Below are 1,230 nucleotides of genomic sequence, written 5' to 3' on the forward strand. Positions count from 1 at the left end.
CTGTCCAAGAATACAGTGAGGCATTCAAACGACAAGTTGTCTCTGAATATGAACGGGGATTATATACAAAATCCCAATTGCAAACTCGATACAATATTCGGGGTAATTCATGCATTTCTAGTTGGTTAATAAAATATGGTAACTTTACTTATGAAAAACAATTAAGTAAAGGCAGACCTATGAAAGATCCACAGAAACAAAAGATTAAAGAGCTTGAAGCTGCTTTATCCAAAAAGGAAGAAGAGCTCAAAGTGTTTAAGAAATTTATAGAAATCGCAGAGCGTGAGTTGAAGATTGAAATTGTAAAAAAGTCTGGTTCCAATCAATCCAGGAAATAAGGCCGTATACAAATCTTTCACTGGAAGATATCTGCCGATTGTTTGGATACAGTAAACAAGCTTATTATAAAAGGAAGAAACAGCCTGATTCTATCAATAATCAAAAAAGGATTATAGAACTGGTATTATCAATTCGTAAAAAGATGCCTAAAATAGGGACTCGAAAACTTTATGTATTACTTAAAAATGATTTTTCAAAAGAGGATCTTCATATAGGAAGAGATCGGCTGTTTCAACTTTTAAGATCGAATTATCTTTTAATTCCCAGAAGACACAGTTATTTTAAAACAACCAATTCCAGACATTGGATGAAGAAATACCCGAATATTATTAAAGAAAAGGAGTTGAAATGTTCAGAAAAAGTTTGGGTTGCAGATATTACCTATCTGAAGACTAAAGAGAAAAATTATTATCTTCATTTGATTACCGATGCCTATTCAAAGAAAATTGTAGGATATGAACTAAGTGATAATTTACAGACTGCCTCCACATTGAAAGCATTAAAACAAGCCCTAAAGAACAGGGTGTATAAACATTCTTTAATTCATCATTCAGACAGAGGATTGCAGTATTGTAGTAAAGAATATACTGAAACGTTAAGGAAAAATGATATTCTTATCAGTATGACCGAGAACTCGGATCCTTATGAGAATGCTGTAGCAGAGAGGGTAAACGGCATTCTGAAATATGAGTTTGGATTGATTGATACTTTTGAAAACTTTAAGAATCTCTCACAGCAGCTTGACCAATCAATTTATTATTATAATAATTTAAGACCTCATTTTTCCCTAAATTATAACATCCCCAGCCAAGTACATATGAAAAATAACGTGAAATTAAAAACATACAAAAAACAAAATCAGAATAGGAAAATTCCTACTCTGATTTAAGT

The 1,230-nt window shown here is 31.9% G+C and carries 1 protein-coding gene; it reads left to right on the forward strand.

Translation table 11 applies throughout. From position 1 onward, the window contains the following. A protein-coding gene (locus DEU40_RS22195; RefSeq protein WP_110011862.1) for an IS3 family transposase occupies positions 1-1,228 on the forward strand; the annotation gives its coding sequence in 2 pieces (ribosomal slippage) (positions 1-303 and positions 303-1,228; 1,229 coding nt annotated over the 2 pieces). This gene is flagged as partial in the annotation. Between the last annotated feature and the right edge of the window lie 2 nt (positions 1,229-1,230).

This window comes from Chryseobacterium sp. AG844, from assembly GCF_003182335.1.
In the GTDB taxonomy this organism is placed as follows: Bacteria; Bacteroidota; Bacteroidia; order Flavobacteriales; family Weeksellaceae; genus Chryseobacterium; species Chryseobacterium cupriresistens.